The following is a 16,717-nucleotide window of genomic DNA, read 5'->3' as shown; positions in this document are numbered from 1 at the left end:
TCATGCCTCCGTCCCTGTCGCATTGGCCACGCGGAGCGATCGCGCGATGATTGCAATCCCAATCAGCAGCATTGGCAGTGACAGGACCATGCCCATGGTCAGCCAGCCGCCGACGAGATAGCCGATCTGGGCATCCGGTTCGCGGAAGAATTCGACGAAAATCCGGGCGGCTGCGTAGGCCGTCACGAATACGCCGGTGATGCGGCCGGGGTGTTTCAGGGAGCCGAGCCGGGCAAGCGCCTGCAGCAGAAGAAAGAGCAGCAGGCCTTCGAGTGCAGCTTCGTAAAGTTGGCTTGGATGCCGGGGGAAGGGGCCTCCAGTCGGAAAGGCCATAGCCCAGGGCAGGTCGGCGGGGCGTCCCCAGAGTTCGCCATTGATGAAGTTGGCGATACGGCCGAAAAAGAGGCCAAGCGGAGCTACGCTTGCAACTATGTCGAACAGGCTCCACAGCGGCAGGCCATGTTTGCGGGCGAAGAAGACCATGGCGAGCGTCGCACCGATGAAGCCGCCATGGAAGGACATGCCGCCATTCCAAACCTCAAGCGCGCGCATCGGATTTTCGGCAACGGCGGCGAAATCGTAGAACAGGATATAACCCAGCCGTCCACCTGCCACGATGCCGATCGCAGACCATAAGATGAAGTCGTCGATCTGCTGGAGGGTCGCAGGCGGCGTGCCGTTCGGCCAGAGTGTCTGGCGCTTCAGGAGGTCACGGGCCACGAGCCAACCGAGAAGGATGCCAGCAACATAGGCGAGACCGTACCAGTGCACAGAAAGCGGCCCGATCGAGAATGCGATCGGATCGATCGCGGGAAAGGACACTGCGGCGAAAAGGTCCAGAACTGACAACAATGGGTTACTTTCGTTGATGCTGGGCGAAAATGGCGTTGCGATATGGGACGGTCAAGATGGAATCGCTTGAGCGTGCGGCCTCATCAACGACCATTATCACCCGCGGAACCTTGCATGGGAGTGACGTTAGTCCTACCTCAAGCAGTAGAAATGTGTTTCGTCGTCTTTTTGCTTTGAGAGGAGCCATCCCATGACCACAGGGTCCAACCGTATCCTTGATGATTTTGCCAAGCTCATGACGGACGCCGCAGGTGCCGCTCAAGGCGTGCGCCGTGAAGTCGAGACCGCATTTCACGCCCAGGCCGAGCGTTGGCTGAACAGTCTCGATGTGGTGAAGCGCGAAGAGTTTGATGTCGTTCGCGAGATGGCCTTGAAGGCGCGCGAGGAAAACGACCAGTTGCTCAAGAGGATCGAGGCGCTGGAAGCCGCGCTCGCCAGCAAGGCCGGCTGACAGCCAGAGGCGCGTCGCCGCTCGCTCGGCAAATCACTTGAGACAAAATTGGAGGCCCGCAGTTCGTCGCTGCGGGTCTTTTTGCGTTTTCAGTGCCTTGCAGAGGAAAGTCGCGGGTTTGATACAGGAAAAAATTGGGGGGTGTGGATAGGTCCTAAAAAGCCAATCGCCAGAGTCGGTTATCGGGCAAATCACACGCGATTCCCGAAGGTTCATCCACAGGGTACAACCGCAAAACCGCATAAGGGGGCTGGTGCTTCGGTCCGGCGATTATACACTGATTTTAAATGATGATTCTAAACGGTCCTGCGTAAGTTTCGGACAGGGTGCGTCTTCTACCCTGGGGTCCATAAGAATCATTTTCAATGTTGTTTCCGGTTCTGGTGTCTGCGTTTTCCGGCTTTTGCTGGAGGGGTAGGCGCGTCCGGTCGAGAAGGTGATGCATGAGCCTCATGGAAATGGAAGTCGAACGCCAGTCGAACCCGGTCGATATGATCGAGTTTGTCGCTGCGACCAATGATTGGTCGTTCGAGCGTTCCGGCGAAGACGAACTCGCGATGACCGTCTCCGGCCGTTGGTCGGATTATCAGGTCTCGTTCTCCTGGATGGAGGAGTTCGAAGCGCTGCATCTGGCCTCCGCCTTCGACTTGAAGATTCCCGAGGCGCGCGTCAATGAAGTCATCCGCCTTCTGTCCTTCGTCAATGGTCAGGTGCTGATGGGGCATTTCGACCTGTGGCGGAACGAGGACGTGGTGATCTTCCGTCAGTCGCTGCTGCTTGCCGGCGGCGCAGAGCCGACCAATCGCCAAGTCGAAGTGCTTCTTTCCTCTGCCGTCGAAGCCTGTGAAGCCTATTACCAGGCTTTTCAGTTCGTCGTCTGGTCCGGCATGGACGCCAAGTCCGCCATGGACGCGGTTCTGTTCGAGACGGTTGGAGAAGCCTGAGCATGACGCAATCCGCTTTCGGGCAGATCGTTCTCGTCGGCGCTGGCAATATGGGCGGCGCCATGCTGTCCGGCTGGCTGAAGAGTGGCGTGCCGGGGTCTTCCGTAACGATTGTTGATCCCGGTCCATCCGAGACGACGATGGCGAAGATCCGCGATGCGGGGGCGCGCCACTCGGTTTCGGCGCCTGATAATCTCAAAGCTGACATTCTCTTCCTTGCGCTGAAGCCCCAGGTCATGGATGCCGTTCTTCCGGGACTGAAGAGCCTCGTTGGTCCGCAGACAACAGTCGTGTCTGTGGCGGCCGGCAAGACCTTAGCTTCGATGGAGAGCCATCTGGGCGAAGCGGCCATGGTGCGCGCCATGCCGAATACGCCAGCGATGATCGGTCGCGGCGTGACCGGCGCATTCGCCAATGCCGCAGTCAGCGAGGCGCAGCGCGATGTGGTTCATCGTCTGCTCAAGGTTTCCGGGCCCGTCGAATGGGTCGACAGCGAAGATGCTATCAATGCTGTGACTGCGCTTTCAGGCAGCGGTCCGGCCTATGTTTTTTATCTCGTCGAGTGCATGGCAGAGGCAGGGCGGAAATCCGGCCTGCCGGCGGACCTTGCCATGCGTCTCGCGCGGGAAACGGTCGCGGGGGCTGGTGAACTGCTACACCAGTCCCCCGACCCTGCCGATACGCTGCGCAAGAATGTGACATCGCCCGGCGGCACGACTGCGGCTGCGCTCTCCGTGCTGATGGCGTCCGACGGAATGCAGCCGTTGTTCGATGTGGCCATCGAGGCGGCACGCAAAAGGGCTGAGGAACTGGCGCAGTGACGAATACGCCGGAGACAACCACCATCACCTTTGCCGATTTCGAGAAGGTTGATATCCGGGTCGGCACGATCATTGAGGTCGAGAGCTTTCCGGAAGCGCGCAAGCCAGCCTTCAAGCTGAAGATCGATTTCGGCCCTGACATCGGCGTGAAGAAGTCATCCGCGCAGATCACCGTGCACTACACGCCGGAGACGCTGGTGGGCCGGCAGGTGCTTGGCGTCGTCAATTTTCCGCCGCGCCAGATTGGCCCCTTCCGTTCGGAAGTTCTCACGCTCGGCTTCGAAGACGAAAATGGCGCAATCGTGCTGACCGCTGTTGAACGGCCTGTCGCCAGTGGTCAAAAGCTGATGTGAGCGGGCAGGGCGATCTTGTCGCCCTCTTGGCTTATACCGCCCATCCAAAATCGCAGATTACAACGGCACGCGGATGACGGCTCGCAGGCCGCCAAGGTGGCTGTCCTCGAGCACGACGTTGCCGCCATGGCTGCGTGCGATGTCGCGCGCGATTGCAAGGCCAAGCCCGGTGCCCGATGCATCCAGATTGCGTGCCTCATCAAGCCGGAAGAAGGGCTTGAACACGTCGTCACGCGAGTCGGCAGGAATGCCCGGGCCGTCATCGTCGAAGGTGACGACCAGCCATTTCGGCGTTTGCCGGGCGACGATCTCCAGTGTGTTTGCATAGCGGCGTGCATTCGAGGCGAGATTGGTCACCAGTCGTGCAAAGGCATTCGGGCGCACTTGAACAGTGCTTTCACCTTCGATGCGCCATGTCAGCGTCTTGCCGTGCAGGGCGAAATCGTCGTCGAGCTTTGAAAACAGGACAGTCAGATCGAGGCTGCCGACATCCTCTTCGATTTCGCCCTTGGCGAATTCGAGATAGCCTTCCAGCATGATCTGCATATCGTCGACGTCCTGGTTCAGGCTGTCGAGTTCGGGGCCATCGCTGGTCAGCGCCAGTTGCAATCGAAAGCGGGTCAGGATGGTGCGCAGATCGTGGCTGACGCCGGCCAGCATCGCGGTCCGCTGCTCGATCTGACGTTCGATGCGTTCGCGCATCAGGATGAAGGCAAGGCCGGCGCGACGGACCTCGTCAGCGCCACGGGGCGAAAATCCGCCCGGAGGCCTCTGTCCCTTGCCGAAGCTTTCCGCCGCATCCGCGAGTGCAAGGATCGGCCGGATCTGGCCGCGCAAGAAGAGGATGGAGATCACGATCAGGACAAGCGCGGTCGAGACCATCCAGACGAGGAAGATATGGGTGTTTGAGGCATAGGCCTCGCTGCGGCGGGCAAGAATGCGCAGGGTATTGTCGCCGAGCACGATGCGGATCTCGACGAGGCGCGAATCGCCGACAGTGTCGATCCAGAAGGGGCGGCTGATTTGTCTGGCGATTTCGTCGGACAGGATCTGGTCAAGGATCGAGAAGAACGGCCGGGGCCGCGGGGGCGGAAGCTCTGTGCCCGGTTCGCGCGAGACGATCAGGTTCAACCGGCTGGCGGCGACATCGACGATCTGGTCGAAATCTTCAGCACCCGGATAGCGATCGAGCAGTTCGATGACTGCGGAAATGTCGCGTGTTACGGCAGCCGACAGACGTTCTGTGACCAGTTGCCAGTGTCGCTCCATGAAGACGAAGGCAACGACCGTCTGCAGGATCAGCATGGGCAGAATGATGATCAGGATAGAGCGCGCGAAGAGCCCCGTCGGAAGACGGTAGCGCAGCCAGCGGGTGGCGACGGCAAAGCCTGTGGCTGGACCTTTTTCCCGGTCCCTGCGGATCTGGTCGAAGAGCGTCATGGGCCTCCGTTTCCCCGGCGCTCAAAGCCGGGGCGTCCTGTCGTCTCAGTCCATACTGAGGCGATAGCCGATGCCACGCACCGTCTGCAGCCATAGCGGATTGGCGGGATCGTCCTCGATTTTCCGTCGAAGGCGGTTGATCTGCACGTCGATTGTGCGTTCGCCGACATCGGTATCCTCCGCCACCAGTTCATGGCGGGGAATAGTCTCACCGGCGCGTGTGGCGAACAAGTACATGATTTCCTGTTCGCGATCGGTCAGCCGGATCACTTCTGCACCCTTGCGCAATTCCTTGCGCAGGAACGAAAAGGTGTAAGGGCCGAACATCACCTGGTCGATCTTCGGCTGGTCCGGATTGCTGTTGCGCTTCAGGATATTGTTGATGCGCAGCACGAGTTCACGCGGATCGAAGGGTTTGGCGAGATAGTCGTCGGCACCGGCCTCTAGGCCTGCAATGCGGGAATCGGCCTCCGAGCGGGCCGTGAGGAGGATGACTGGAACGCGCTTGTCCTCGGAGAGGCTCTGGGTCAGTTGCAGTCCGTTTTCGCCCGGCATCATGACGTCGAGAACCAGAAGGTCGAAATCGAGTCCCTCCAGCTTGCGTCGCGCTTCCGCCGCATCAGCGGCGACGGAGACCCGAAACCCTTTTTCAGTCAGGAAACGGTGTAGGAGTTCGCGGATACGCTTGTCGTCGTCGACGACAAGAAGATGGGCCGCATCGTCGGCAAGAGGCTTGCTGCTCACGTCATTCCACTCCGTCGGTGTCGATGGCAGGCTCCACAGTCTGGCCCTGCATGCCGGCGAGGAAACGGCGAACGGCGGAGCGTTCCTCGTCCGTCATTCCGTCCATGGCGGCTGCGATCCGGCGTGACTGTGGTTCGCAGAGGGCGAGCGCCAGTTCGCGGCCGGCAAGGGTCGGATAAAGGCGGCGCTGGCGTCGATCGGCGGGGCCTGCCATCTGGCGGATATAGCCGCTGTCGATCAGTTCCTTCAGCACGCGGGCGAGGCTCTGCTTGGTGATCTGCAGGATCGCGAGGAGATCGGCCACCGTCATGCCTGGCCGGCGACCGACAAAATGCACGACGCGATGGTGTGCCCGCCCGTAGCCGAGCTTGGCCAGGATTGCGTCCGGGTCGGAGACGAAGTCGCGATAGGCAAAAAACAGATTCTCGATGGTCTCGAAATCGATAGCCTTGTCGTCAACGACCGGCATTTCCGGCAATGTCTTCTTGGCAGTCTTTGCCGCAGACTGGCGAATCACGCTTTTGTCCTTCTTCTCAGCGATCCGGCATCAGCCAAGGTCGCGAATCTTTGTCCCATGCCAGGTGTCGTCCCACCCGGCCTTGCGGCGCAACCTATGCACAACTGTGGCAAATTTCCAACAAAATCGCGGGTATCGCAAAACCGGACCAATCTTGTGAAACCTACAGGCGCGCTCGTCGTTTCACGGAGCAGACAATCAAGCTCGTCCGACAATCGCCGCCGCAGGGTGGCGCAACAAACCAGGAAATATCGTGCCATGATGGTTTTGAACCAAGCCCAGGCGCCGCAGAGCGGATCTGGTCTGCGCAACGTCGCTATACTCGTGTTTACCGCGAAGATCGCCGTTGCCGCATTTCTGATTTCCCAGGTCGCGGTGGCCCCCGAGACGCCGATTGTGCAAGCCTATGGTCTTTCGCGCTGACGATCGCTTCGCGTGGCGACGGCGGCATGCTATGCGGGCCGCTGATGTCGCGAACAAGGAGAGCGCTTGCCATGGGCCAGGTTCAAGCCGGAATCATCCCCGTCACCCCGTTTCAGCAGAACTGTACGATCCTGTTTGATGACGAGACCCGCGAGGGTGTGATCGTCGATCCGGGTGGCGATGTGGATGTCATCCTCAAGGTTATCGAAGAAAACCAGATCACGCTCAAGGAAATCTGGCTGACGCATGGGCATCTGGATCACGCCGGCGGAGCGGCTGAACTGAAGGAAAAGACCGGCCTCGATATCATCGGGCCGCATCGGGACGACCTGCCGCTGCTGCAGCGGATCGAGACCCAGGCGGCCACATACGGGATCGATGGAATGCGCAGCGTCGAACCTGATCGCTGGCTTGAGGATGGCGACCGGCTTTCCTTCGCCGGCCATGAATTTGAGGTCTATCATTGCCCGGGCCATGCGCCGGGTCATGTGATCTTCTTCAATCGTGCTCAGAAGTTTGCCCATCTGGGCGATGTGCTGTTTGCCGGCTCTGTTGGCCGAACCGATCTGCCTGGCGGCGATCATGCGGTGCTGATGGCATCGATCCGCGACAAGGTCCTGCCACTCGGTGATGATGTCGGCTTCATCTGCGGACACGGCCCCGGTAGCCGGATCGGCGACGAGCGGCGCAGCAATCCGTTCATTCAGGGGCTGTAAGGTCCGATTTGAACCGTTGATGCAAAAATGGCGCGACCGAGGTCGCGCCATTTCTTTAACTTGCTGCTGCGTCGGCTTATGCCTCGCGGCGACGTCCGCCTGCCGTGCCCGAGCGAGCGGGACGACCCTGGCCGCCGGTAGCTGGACGACCCTGACCCTGGCCGCCGCCACCGGCCGGACGATTGCCGCCCTTGCGGTGACCGGTCTTGGCCGGACGACCATCAGCCTTGGCGCCGCCTTCGGACTTGCCGCGACCCTGGCCCTGACCCTGATGGTTGCGGTTGTTGCCGCCAGCACCACCGCCACCACCGCGACGCTGCGGACGCGCCGGGCGTGCGAGGTTTGCCGGCGGTTCGCCAGAGGCGACCGGGATCTCGATGCCCATCAGCTTTTCGACGTCCCGCAGCAGGCGACCTTCGTCGGGACCGCAAAACGCAATGGCAATGCCTTCGCGACCGGCGCGGGCCGTACGGCCGATGCGGTGGACGTAGGCGTCCGGAACTTCCGGCAGGTCGTAGTTGAAGACGTGGGAGACGGCCGGGATGTCGATGCCGCGCGCGGCAACGTCGGTGGCGATCAGCGTCTTGATCTCGCCATCACGGAAGCCCTTCAAGGCGCGCTCGCGCTGACCCTGGCTCTTGTTGCCGTGGATCGAGGCGACCGAGTAACCGGTGGCGTCGAGGTGCTTCATCAGCTTTTCCGCGCCATGCTTGGTGCGCAGGAAGACGATGGAGCGGCCATCCGGGTTGTCGTTGAGGATCTTCTTCAACATTTCCGTCTTGGCGTTCTGGCCGGCGACGAAATGCACATGTTGCTCGACCTTGTCGGCGGCCTTGCCCGGAGGGGACACGGCGACCTTGAGCGGGTCGGTCAGGAAGCTTGCGGCGAGATCGGCGATCGACGGCGGCATGGTTGCCGAGAAGAGCAGGGTCTGGCGCTTCGGCGGGACCATCTTCGAGATCTTGCGCAGGTCATGAATGAAGCCGAGGTCCAGCATCTGGTCGGCTTCGTCGAGAACGAGGTAACGGACGGCGCGCAGCGAAATCGCGTTGCGGGCGATCAGGTCGAGCAGGCGGCCAGGCGTGGCGACGAGGATGTCGGTGCCCTTTTCGAGCTGCAGCTGCTGCTTGCCGATCGATGCGCCACCGACGACCTGATTGATCTTCAGCGGCAGACGACGCAGGTAGCTGCGCAGGTTCTCGCCGATCTGGTTCACCAGCTCGCGGGTCGGGGCGAGAATGAGGGCACGGGTGGTGCGGTTGTCGGGGCGCTTCTCGTCCTTGAGAAGCATCTCGATCATCGGCAGGCCGAAAGCGGCCGTCTTGCCGGTGCCGGTCTGGGCGAGACCGATGAGGTCACGTCCGCTCAGGACGACGGGGATGCCCTTTTCCTGAATAGGAGTGGGGGTCGTGAAGCCGAGCGTCGTCAGCGTCGCGACGATATTCTTGGAGAGGCCAAGATCATCGAAAGTGGTCAAAGTCATACCTTTCGGGGCGCCAAAAGCCTTTCGACCAGATCGCAGATTTGCGAACTAGCTGGCATTGGCGTCAAGAACCCCGCGTGATTTGGGAACTTGTAAGTTGGAAAAAAGCTTTCCGGCGCTCGGGTGGACATACCACCTTCAACATTTCGCGCCTCACCTTCTTCGCGTCTCAGATGTCGCTGGGCTCGCTCACGCGGCGGCCGGAAGGGAAAGCTGACGTGCTGATGCGCTTGTTTGGCGCAGAAGTCAAGATTTCTTTTGCGGTGCGAAATCGTCGCGCACGCGATGCGGTCTTCGCCCATGCTGAAATTCCGCACAATCGATCAGCCGATTGGCGCGGATGGGACTGCTGCAAACCGCAGTGTGACACCGAGGCCTGCCGGCTCCCGGTTGGCGATTTCGACATCGATGCCGTAGACCTCGGCGATATCGCTGACGATGGAGAGACCGATGCCGGTGCCGGCGATGCGCGTGTCGAGGCGCACGCCGCGCTCGGTCATGCGCTTGAGATCGGCCTCGACGACACCGGGGCCGTCATCGGCGATCAATAAGGTTACGCTGGACGACGTCGCCACGGTGTCGATCATAATCCGCTGACGAGCCCACTTCACGGCGTTCTCGACGATGTTGCCGATCAGTTCCTGCAAGTCGCTCGGGTCGATGCCAAGGCGCAGACCTGTGGGAACGCTGACCTGCCAGGCGAGGCGTTCGCCGTCTGGTGTTCGTTTCAGTGTGCGGACGATCATGGCCACCGACTGCTCAAGATCTGCGTCAGCGCTGCGCATACTGGCCGTTGCGGCAATCCGACTGCGGGCGAGCTCGCGGTCGACATGGTTGCGCATGACGCTGGCCAGGTGGGTGAGTTCCTCGCCGATCTCGGTCTCGCCGCGTTCCTTCAGCGTCTCGGCGTCATTGGCCAAAATGGTAAGCGGCGTCTTCAGACCGTGGGCGAGGTCGGCGGCTCGGGCTCGAGCTCGGGCGATCAGCGCGTCCTGGTCATCTAGCAGGCGGTTCATCGCGTCGACCATGGGCTTCAGCTCGCCAGGCAGCGGGCCGGTGAGACGGGTTGATTGGCGCGCGCGGATGCGGTCGAGACTTTCGCCGATGGCTAAAAGCGGCCTTAAACCGAAGGTGAGCTGGGCAAGCGATGCTGCGACGAGGAAGGCGGCGAGTGCCAGGAGATAGGGGATGATATCGGATACGAAGGCCTGGCGGGCTTCCTTGACGGTCGCGGTGTCGATCGCGACGGCGAGCCGCAGGGGCCTTTCGCCGTCTGGCGCTTTGACGATCACCTTGCGCTCCTGGACAAGCAGGGTCTCGCCTTCGGGGCCGGGAATGTCATAGCGGTGGATTGTGCCGGTTTCCTGTGGGTCGTCGGGCAGGGGAAGCGTGTAGTCCCAGAGCGAGGCGGAGCGCGTTTCAGTGCCACGCAGGTCGTCGGCGATCTGCCAATAGAGGCCGCCATAGGGGGTGGAAAAGCGGATGTCCGTCGGGCGTTCGGGCAGGCGCACGGTTCCATCTGCGGCGAATTCGATCTGGCCGGCGATATTGTTGAGGTGGTCGGTCAGTTCCTGATCGAGCCGGTGCTCAAGGCTACGAGTGAAAAGCCCGACGAAGACGAAAGCCGCGAGCGACAGAGCCGCGGCGACGCTCACGATCGAGACACTCAAGAAGCGTATGCGGATTGAGCGGTTCACGCCTCCGGCCCGCCCATCTTATAGCCGTAGCCCCGGCGCGTGCTGATAGCGTCGCGACCGAGTTTGCGGCGCAGGCGGCCAATCAGCACCTCGACGGAATTGCTGTCGCGCTCGAAGTCCTGGGCATAGAGCTGTTCTGTCAATTCCGCCTGGGTGACGTGCCGGTCGGCATGCAAGGCAAGATGGGTGAGGCAGCGGTATTCGAGCGGCGTCAGGTCGACGGGCAGACCAGCAAGGCTCACCGTCTTGTTGCGGGTATCGATCGCAATGTCTCCGAATTCCAGCACCGGGCTCGCCTGACCGGCCGTCCGCCGGATGATGGCTCGCAATCTGGCGAGCAGTTCTGCCATCTGGAAGGGCTTTGGCAGATAGTCGTCAGCGCCGGCATCGATGCCCTCGACGCGCTCCTGCCAGTTTCCGCGCGCGGTCAGGACGAGAACCGGCATACGCCTGTTGGCATTGCGCCAGCGCTTGAGGACGGCAAGGCCATCCATGCCGGGCAGACCGAGATCGAGGACCACGGCGGCGAAGTCCTCTTCGTCTCCGGTAAACCAGCCGGCCTCACCATCGGTCTCATGCACCACCACATAGCCGTCACGCTGAAGATGGGTGGTAATGTCGCGGGCAATCCGCGGGTCGTCTTCGATCAGCAGGATGCGCATCAGTCGTTCTCGATTTCCCTGATCTTGCCGGAGCGGGCGTCAACCTCGACCTCGACAAGGCGACCATCGCGCCGGAGCACGCGGAATTCGTAGAGTTCCAGGCCGTGTTCCTGCTCTATGCGGGCCGAGACAATATCCCCGTCGACCCGCGACAACACGATGCGACGCAGGTCCGCCAAGGATTTGATCCTGCCGCTCGCAACGCCATCGCGCAATATGTCGTGTTCGGGTTCTCTATGCTCATCCTCTGCCTCCACGGGCAGAGATACCATGATGCCGATCACGGCTAGGCCAAGGGCCGCGATACGCAAGACAAGAGGGCGCGGTGTTTCGATCATGCTCTAACGTATCATTGGAAAGCTGAAGTTTCGCTGACATTTGGCGTCAGGTAACGCTCAGCCCGTGTCCCCTAGGGTTTGCTCAACGGCGAAAGGCAATCCCGCCCCGTCGTCCTTATGAGGAACCCTATCATGAACAAGCTTATTGCTCTCTCGCTCATCACCTTTGCTTCCTTTGCCGGTTTTGCCCAGGCAGAAGACGAAACCGCCAAGTGTGACGCCCCGAAGGACAAGTGGATGACCGAAGAGGCCATGAAGGCCAAGGCCACCGAACTTGGTTATGACGTGCGCCAGGTCAAGGTCGAGGACGGCTGCTACGAAGTCTATGGCATCAAGGACGGCAAGAAGGTCGAAGCCATTTTCAACCCGGCAACCGGCGAACAGGTCGGAGCCGAGTGATGTCGAGCGCCGAGCACAGCATGCCCGGCACCCTCCAGTCCGGCCGCGCGACGCGGCCGGCGCTGGTCAAGGTCTGGGACCCTTTGGTGCGCCTGTTCCACTGGGCGTTGGTTGGCTTCTTCGCCTTTTCGTTTGTAACGGGCGACGAATGGAAAGACGCCCATATCGCCTCCGGCTACATCATCGCTGCGCTGATCGTGTTCCGTGTCGTCTGGGGTCTTGTTGGGACTGAGCATGCGCGCTTTGCCAGTTTCATCTATAGCCCGGTGACGGTTTTGCGATTTATCGCCGAAAGTGCAGCGATGAAGGCCAAGCGTTATATCGGCCACAATCCAGCCGGCGGCGCCATGGTGATTGCGTTGCTGTTGATGATCTCCGGCATTGTCACCACTGGCTATATGATGACGACCGACGCCTACTGGGGCATCGAATGGGTCGAAGACACACATAAGGTGCTTGTCTATTCGACGCTCGGGCTGATCGGCCTGCATATCGGCGGTGTTGTGCTGGCCAGTATCGAGCACAAAGAGAATCTGGTGCGGGCCATGATTACCGGCAGGAAACGGGCAGACTGAGGTCGATGGCGCTTCGAACGCGTGCTTCTGGTGTCATCGCAGATCGACAAAAGGGCGACCGTGATCCGGTTGCCCTTTTTTGATGTTTCCGCTTCCGTCTTGACACGGCCTTCAAGGAGATCGGACAAGGAGATCGGGTGGCCGTCCGGCTCATGTGCACGTCGACGCATCCATCGCCAGATCGAAATCGGCATCCGCCACGGACACGCCGTTGAGCAGGATTTCCAGCCGATGGTCACCTGCATGATAGACACGTGTGGTGATCGGCCGGAAGGCGTGGCGCAGACTGATTGTGGCGGTCTGCGTCGGGGCGAGCGTGAGGCTCCTTCCCTTGAAGACCTTCGGCGACAGCGAGCCATCCTTTTTCTGGTGATGGATGGCGTAATCGACGAGCACCGTGCGCGGTTCCGTGCTGTCATTCGACAGACGGACCTCGAAGCTCAGTTCGCCGGGGAAACCGATATGGTCGTTGGCAAGCACGAGGGTTGCCGTTACGTCCGCGAGCGGTGCATAGCCGAAATTGGCGAGCGCCTTTGCGTGGCCCTTCTTCACCAGGGTGCGGGACGCGTGTTTCAGTAGCCACAGCCGGTTCCTCGAGGCACCCGGCGCGTGGCGCGCAACGAAATCCGCGACGAGATCCGGATGATCCTTGGCGATATCGTTCAGGCTGTTGGCCACCGAGCGGCGGACATAGTCCTCCTCGTCATCGATGAGCGCTTCTAGAATCGGCAGTATCGGGGTTGGATCGCGCACCAGCGAAGGCAGGCGCATCGCCCAGGGCAGGCGAGGGCGGGTCCCTTCGCTGGCCAGTCGGCGAACGTGATGGTTGGGGTCGACGACCCATCGCCCGATGATGGCCAGCGCTTCGTCCTGGCATTCATGGATGAGGCGGCGAATGCCAAACTCTGCGGTGAAATGCGGGGTCAGCGCCTTCAGCAGGTCGAGAGCCGTCCCGAGATGCCCCACCCCTTGTGCCGAGATGAACTGGTTGAAGGAGAGCAGTGCCCATCCCGTCAAGCCGTCTCGGGATTCCTGCGGAAGGCAGGCTGCGAGCACTGCGGCCGCTTTCGGGAAATCTCGAGGCATATGGATCGCGAGCGCATCAGCGATCAGCTGGCCGCGCTGCATCAGTTCATGGGCTTCGATCCGGGGCAGCACATCGGCCAGGAAGGCGCCCTTGTCAAAGTCAGGCCAAACTCGCGACACGGCATCGGCCGTATCGCGGGCGGTCTCTTGACCAATCAGATGTTTCAGCGGTTCGGCCATGGGCGTCCGGTCTCGGCTTGCGTCTGGAAATGCTGCATCAGGGATACGCCCTGGATCGCGGCCATGTAAGGGGCAAAGGCGGGATCTGTCCTTACCTTGGCTGCGGCCGCATCGGCGCTTTGCCTGTCGGCCCATTCGACGAGATCGGCGATCATGTCGCCGTGATCCAGTGCGTCGAGGGCACGCCAACTGACGAAACCGGGATAGGCGCTGATGGCCTGCATGGCGACGTTGCGGGCATTCTGGGCAGCTTGTCGGTCAGTTACAGTGCAGACGGCAAGTTCGAGAACCGTGGTGGATGGCATCATGGGGCTCCTCAAGTGATGATGACTTGACCTAGCAGAAGGCAACTGACAACCTTCTGGCCATAGCCTGAAATGAGGTGCCAGATGCGTCCTGCCGACCGCCTTTTCCGGATCATCCAGTTGATGCGCGCCGCCGGCCGGGCGATGACCGCCGCCGAGATTGCCGAGAAAATGGAGGTCGCGCCACGGACCATCTATCGCGACATGGAGCATCTGATCGGCTCCGGTGCGCCGATCGAGGGGGAGCGCGGTGTCGGCTATATGCTGCGCGAGGCCTTTGATGCACCGCCGCTGACCTTCACCTTCGAGCAGTTGGAAGCGCTCGCCTTCGGGCTTCGAGCTGTCGAGATGCTGGGCGATCCGCGCCTTGGTCAGGCGGCCCGGGAGGCGCAGGAGAAAATGCTGGGAATGCTGCCGAAAGAGCATGCCGAGAGGTTGAAATCCGCGCCCATCCACGCCTTTCGTTCCGCGTCGCAGCCGGAAACGCCCGATTGCCTCGGTGACATGCGCATGGCGTTGTCAGCGAAACGCAAGGTCTGGATCGCCTATCATTCTTTGCCAGGGGACCGCAGCCAGCGCGTCGTTTGGCCGCTCAGCCTCTCGGCTTTCGGTGCGATCTGGGTGATGACCGGATGGTGCGAGATGCGGCAAGGATTTCGGGATTTCCGGCTCGACCGTGTGGAAGACTGGAAGATCCTGTCTGACCGTTTTGAACCGGCCCCCCATCAGACGTACCAAGCCTACCTGAAACAGTTAGGATAAATGGTCAAAACGCGAGATATTTTATTATAATTCTATTCTAAATTCCATAAATCTTAAGGGGTCCGGAGCGAGGAAGGGCACTGCAGTCAATTCTGAAAGACGTCCATGAAGAATCTGAGAGTTTCCCGCAAGCTGGCCTTTGCATTTGCCTTCGTTCTGGCCGTTGTCATCGCTTTTTGTTCTGTTGCTTTCGTCTCAATGCAACGGATTCAGGAGGCAACGCTTGCGAATGAGCAAACACAGTCCGTTCTCAAATTGTCCACACAGATTCTTGCGACGCTCGTCGAGCATCAGAACGCCATGCGTGGCTATGTTGCCAGTCTCAATGAAGAGTTTATCGAGCGCATGGCGAAGCATGCCAGTGCTGTGCCGCCGATGATCGCCGAGCTCGAACAGCAGCTCGGCAAGCCCCAGGCGGATGCTTTCCTTCCGCCGCTGCGCCAGGCGATGGACAAGTTCTATGCACAGATGGACGCGACCATTGCCAATGCGCAGGATCCGGCCAAGATCGAGGAAACCCGCAGCAACATTGCCACGACCGCGCGTCTGAGTGACATCCGCAAGGCGCTGACCGCGCTCGATGAGGCCAATGAAACGTTGGCCGACCAGCGAACAGCCCTACAGAATGCGGCGTTCCAGACAGGAACGAACACATTGATCTTTGGTGGAATGGCCGCTGCCGCCGTCGCCGCTGTGATGGGTATGCTGCTCACTCGCAGTCTCGCATCTCCGCTGATCGGGATGACCGGTGCGATGCGCAGACTGGCAGAAGGTGATACGGCAGTCGAAATTCCGGCCATGGATCGCCGTGATGAACTCGGCTTGATGGCCGCTGCCGTCGAGGTCCTGCGCGCCAACGCGATCGCCGCCCGCAAGGTCGAGGACGAGGCCAAGCAACATCAATCCCTGACGGAAGCTGAAAGGGCTGAGCGTGCGAGGCTTGACCAAAGCCGGGCAGAAGCGATGACGCAGGCCACTGCGACACTCGCTGGCGGCCTGGCTCAACTTGCGAAGGGTAATCTTTCGGTCCGCCTGAATGCTCCCTTTGCCCAGGAATTCGAGAAACTGCGCGAAGATTTCAACGATGCCGTCGTGCAGTTGTCTGAAACGCTGTCGGCAGTCGCGCATGCCGCCGGTTCCATCGATAACGGCAGCCGCGAGATCAGCGGCAGCACCGATGATCTTTCGCGCCGCACCGAACAGCAGGCCGCTTCACTCGAGGAAACCGCTGCAGCCCTTGATCAGATTACGGTCAATGTGCGTCATGCTTCCAATCGAGTCGAGGAAGCCCGGGCAGCCGCAGCCGATGCGGCCCATAGTGCCGAAAGCTCGGGTGGCGTGGTCGCGAGTGCGGTGGCTGCAATGGGACGCATCGAGCAGTCGTCGCAATCCATCTCCAACATCATCGGCGTGATCGATGAAATCGCTTTCCAGACCAACTTGCTGGCGCTCAATGCTGGTGTCGAAGCCGCGCGGGCAGGGGAAGCCGGCAAGGGCTTTGCGGTCGTTGCCCAGGAAGTCCGCGAACTGGCCCAACGATCGGCGCAGGCCGCCCGTGAAATCAAGGACCTGATCCGCGTTTCGACCGAGGAGGTCTCGAATGGTGTGAAACTGGTCAGCGATACCGGTGTTGCCCTCAAGACGATCGAGAACTTCATCACCACCGTCAATGTTCAGATGAATGCCATCGCAACCGCCGCCAAGGAGCAGGCGACCGGGCTTGCTGAAGTGAACACGGCGGTCAACCAGATGGATCAGTTCACGCAGCAGAATGCTGCGATGGTCGAAGAGACGAATGCCGCTAGTGCGGGTCTTGCAACCGAAAGTGCCCGCCTTCGCCAGTTGATCCAGCGGTTTGAGATTGTCGCAGGGAAGGCAGCAGCGCCGGCACATAGCGCTTACACGTCGCCTATGCGCCGTTCTGCCTGACACAGTCGCTCGTTGTCAGTCGATCATGAAACAGTTCCGC

General features: G+C 60.8%; 20 protein-coding genes. 10 read left to right on the top strand and 10 right to left on the bottom strand.

Annotation, left to right across the window (positions count from 1 at the left end):
• The gene (gene lgt, locus IP76_RS08185; RefSeq protein WP_156318518.1) at positions 1 to 852 is read right to left on the bottom strand and encodes a prolipoprotein diacylglyceryl transferase; all 852 of its coding nucleotides are present in this window, start codon (positions 850 to 852) and stop codon (positions 1 to 3) included.
• 190 nt (positions 853 to 1,042) lie between these two features.
• Between lgt and IP76_RS08180 the strand changes: the two genes are divergently transcribed.
• The 4 genes from IP76_RS08180 (at position 1,043) to IP76_RS08165 (ending at position 3,421) form a co-directional block, all read left to right on the top strand.
• Positions 1,043 to 1,303, top strand: a complete 261-nt coding sequence (locus IP76_RS08180) for an accessory factor UbiK family protein (protein ID WP_054157717.1) — start codon at positions 1,043 to 1,045, stop codon at positions 1,301 to 1,303.
• Between the two features lie 443 nt (positions 1,304 to 1,746).
• Positions 1,747 to 2,247 carry a YbjN domain-containing protein gene (locus IP76_RS08175; RefSeq protein WP_054157716.1) on the top strand — a complete coding sequence of 167 codons (501 nt, stop codon included), beginning with the start codon at positions 1,747 to 1,749 and terminating at the stop codon, positions 2,245 to 2,247.
• A gap of 2 nt (positions 2,248 to 2,249) precedes the next feature.
• On the top strand, positions 2,250 to 3,068 hold the full coding sequence (gene proC, locus IP76_RS08170) for a pyrroline-5-carboxylate reductase (RefSeq protein WP_054157715.1): 819 nt from the start codon (positions 2,250 to 2,252) through the stop codon (positions 3,066 to 3,068).
• Positions 3,065 to 3,421: a tRNA-binding protein gene (locus tag IP76_RS08165; RefSeq protein ID WP_245281420.1), complete on the top strand. Its 357-nt coding sequence runs from the start codon at positions 3,065 to 3,067 to the stop codon at positions 3,419 to 3,421. The genes proC and IP76_RS08165 overlap by 4 nt, the downstream gene beginning before the upstream one ends.
• A 57-nt stretch (positions 3,422 to 3,478) precedes the next feature.
• Here IP76_RS08165 and IP76_RS08160 read toward each other — a convergent pair whose 3' ends face one another.
• From IP76_RS08160 to IP76_RS08150, 3 genes are read right to left on the bottom strand one after another with little or no spacing between them, the layout of a single operon-like run.
• Complete coding sequence (locus IP76_RS08160) at positions 3,479 to 4,861, bottom strand: ATP-binding protein (protein ID WP_054157714.1); 1,383 nt, start codon at positions 4,859 to 4,861, stop codon at positions 3,479 to 3,481.
• 45 nt (positions 4,862 to 4,906) lie between these two features.
• Positions 4,907 to 5,605, bottom strand: coding sequence for a response regulator (locus tag IP76_RS08155; RefSeq protein ID WP_054157713.1), 699 nt, complete (start codon positions 5,603 to 5,605; stop codon positions 4,907 to 4,909).
• A gap of 1 nt (position 5,606) precedes the next feature.
• Positions 5,607 to 6,074: a MarR family winged helix-turn-helix transcriptional regulator gene (locus tag IP76_RS08150; RefSeq protein WP_156318521.1), complete on the bottom strand. Its 468-nt coding sequence runs from the start codon at positions 6,072 to 6,074 to the stop codon at positions 5,607 to 5,609.
• A gap of 306 nt (positions 6,075 to 6,380) precedes the next feature.
• Between IP76_RS08150 and IP76_RS23095 the strand changes: the two genes are divergently transcribed.
• Together IP76_RS23095 and IP76_RS08145 are read left to right on the top strand one after the other, a co-directional pair.
• Positions 6,381 to 6,545 (top strand): hypothetical protein, encoded by a 165-nt coding sequence (locus tag IP76_RS23095; protein WP_156318517.1) that lies wholly within the window; start codon positions 6,381 to 6,383, stop codon positions 6,543 to 6,545.
• A gap of 71 nt (positions 6,546 to 6,616) precedes the next feature.
• Positions 6,617 to 7,261 carry an MBL fold metallo-hydrolase gene (locus IP76_RS08145; protein ID WP_054157711.1) on the top strand — a complete coding sequence of 215 codons (645 nt, stop codon included), beginning with the start codon at positions 6,617 to 6,619 and terminating at the stop codon, positions 7,259 to 7,261.
• Between the two features lie 76 nt (positions 7,262 to 7,337).
• Here IP76_RS08145 and IP76_RS08140 read toward each other — a convergent pair whose 3' ends face one another.
• From IP76_RS08140 to IP76_RS08125, 4 genes are all read right to left on the bottom strand, one after another.
• Positions 7,338 to 8,744 carry a DEAD/DEAH box helicase gene (locus tag IP76_RS08140; protein WP_156318516.1) on the bottom strand — a complete coding sequence of 469 codons (1,407 nt, stop codon included), beginning with the start codon at positions 8,742 to 8,744 and terminating at the stop codon, positions 7,338 to 7,340.
• A gap of 323 nt (positions 8,745 to 9,067) precedes the next feature.
• Entirely contained in the window at positions 9,068 to 10,441 is a 1,374-nt protein-coding gene (locus IP76_RS08135) for a HAMP domain-containing sensor histidine kinase (RefSeq protein WP_054157710.1), read from the bottom strand.
• Positions 10,438 to 11,103, bottom strand: coding sequence for a response regulator transcription factor (locus IP76_RS08130; protein ID WP_054157709.1), 666 nt, complete (start codon positions 11,101 to 11,103; stop codon positions 10,438 to 10,440). The genes IP76_RS08135 and IP76_RS08130 overlap by 4 nt, the downstream gene beginning before the upstream one ends.
• Positions 11,103 to 11,441, bottom strand: a complete 339-nt coding sequence (locus IP76_RS08125) for a PepSY domain-containing protein (protein WP_054157708.1) — start codon at positions 11,439 to 11,441, stop codon at positions 11,103 to 11,105. Before IP76_RS08125 ends, IP76_RS08130 begins: the two co-directional genes overlap by 1 nt.
• Before the next feature lie 132 nt (positions 11,442 to 11,573).
• Between IP76_RS08125 and IP76_RS08120 the strand changes: the two genes are divergently transcribed.
• Positions 11,574 to 11,840 carry a PepSY domain-containing protein gene (locus IP76_RS08120; protein WP_054157707.1) on the top strand — a complete coding sequence of 89 codons (267 nt, stop codon included), beginning with the start codon at positions 11,574 to 11,576 and terminating at the stop codon, positions 11,838 to 11,840.
• A gap of 20 nt (positions 11,841 to 11,860) precedes the next feature.
• Positions 11,861 to 12,415 (top strand): cytochrome b/b6 domain-containing protein, encoded by a 555-nt coding sequence (locus tag IP76_RS08115; RefSeq protein WP_054157796.1) that lies wholly within the window; start codon positions 11,861 to 11,863, stop codon positions 12,413 to 12,415.
• Between the two features lie 150 nt (positions 12,416 to 12,565).
• On the opposite strand, the gene IP76_RS08110 is transcribed toward IP76_RS08115, so the two are convergent.
• Both IP76_RS08110 and IP76_RS08105 read right to left on the bottom strand, forming a co-directional pair.
• Positions 12,566 to 13,681 (bottom strand): DNA alkylation repair protein, encoded by a 1,116-nt coding sequence (locus IP76_RS08110; RefSeq protein WP_054157706.1) that lies wholly within the window; start codon positions 13,679 to 13,681, stop codon positions 12,566 to 12,568.
• Positions 13,666 to 13,986 (bottom strand): hypothetical protein, encoded by a 321-nt coding sequence (locus IP76_RS08105; protein ID WP_197278317.1) that lies wholly within the window; start codon positions 13,984 to 13,986, stop codon positions 13,666 to 13,668. The genes IP76_RS08110 and IP76_RS08105 overlap by 16 nt, the downstream gene beginning before the upstream one ends.
• A gap of 72 nt (positions 13,987 to 14,058) precedes the next feature.
• Here IP76_RS08105 and IP76_RS08100 point away from each other — a divergent pair, with 72 nt between their 5' ends.
• The gene (locus IP76_RS08100) at positions 14,059 to 14,748 is read left to right on the top strand and encodes a YafY family protein (protein WP_306765473.1); all 690 of its coding nucleotides are present in this window, start codon (positions 14,059 to 14,061) and stop codon (positions 14,746 to 14,748) included.
• 105 nt (positions 14,749 to 14,853) lie between these two features.
• The gene (locus tag IP76_RS08095; RefSeq protein ID WP_082352458.1) at positions 14,854 to 16,677 is read left to right on the top strand and encodes a methyl-accepting chemotaxis protein; all 1,824 of its coding nucleotides are present in this window, start codon (positions 14,854 to 14,856) and stop codon (positions 16,675 to 16,677) included.
• Positions 16,678 to 16,717: the final 40 nt, after the last annotated feature.

It is taken from the genome of Rhizobium sp. AAP43 (assembly GCF_001296045.1).
In the GTDB taxonomy this organism is placed as follows: Bacteria; Pseudomonadota; Alphaproteobacteria; order Rhizobiales; family Rhizobiaceae; genus Allorhizobium.
This window is presented reverse-complemented; position numbering and strand designations above follow the sequence as displayed.